1 protein-coding gene is annotated in these 674 nt (G+C 64.4%); it reads right to left on the bottom strand.

Annotated features, from left to right (window positions below; translation table 11 throughout):
* Positions 1–674, bottom strand: a 674-nt coding sequence (locus AC1DKR_RS21005; RefSeq protein ID WP_478035059.1) for a hemagglutinin repeat-containing protein, incomplete at both ends; no start/stop codon positions are given.

Raw genomic sequence — 674 nt, 5'->3', positions numbered from 1 at the left:
TCGCTGAAGGTCAGCGTCTGTGCGGTCAGTTCACTGTTGGCCGCGTTGGTGCTGGCAATCGCGCCGCCAATCAGGTTCACGTGTCCAGCATCCACGTGATAGCCACCGTTGCCGGCAAACAAGCCACTCTGCTGGCCCACGCCCTGGTAGCTGCCCTCTGCCTTGCCTGCGCTGGCGTAGCCATCGGCATTCCACGCATTACCGAAGGCCACCTGCACGCGCCCACCCACCTGGCTGTTCCTGGACATGCTCTCGGCAATGTCCTGCAGCGATTCGATCGTCAGCGTGCCGCCGGTCTTGACGTCGATGCGGTCGGCCGTGGCGGTCGCGCCACGCAACGTGGTGTCACCCTCGGCCTTCAGCGAGATGTTTTGGCCGGTCAGCGTGGTGTTCTGCCAGGTGTTGCTGTCCGAGTTCGACTTGCTGCTGCCCACGCTGGCTTCGGCATACACATAGACGCCCGTCTGCGCGCCCACCACCACGCCAACGCCCACTTCGGCGCCGGCATTGCTGCTCTTGCTACGGTCTGCCACGTGCGCCTTGCCCGCTTCCAGCAGGATGTCGCCGGCAGAATCCAGGCTGAGTGTGTTGCCTGCGCTCAGGTTGCCCTGCACTACGTGGATGTCGCCCGTGGTACTGGTCAGGTTGACGTTGCCGCCGCCCTGGATGGTCGA

The organism is Stenotrophomonas sp. 01N47 (genome assembly GCF_056399165.1).
The sequence above is the reverse complement of the archived record's forward strand: the minus strand, read 5'-3'. Positions and strand labels throughout refer to the sequence as shown.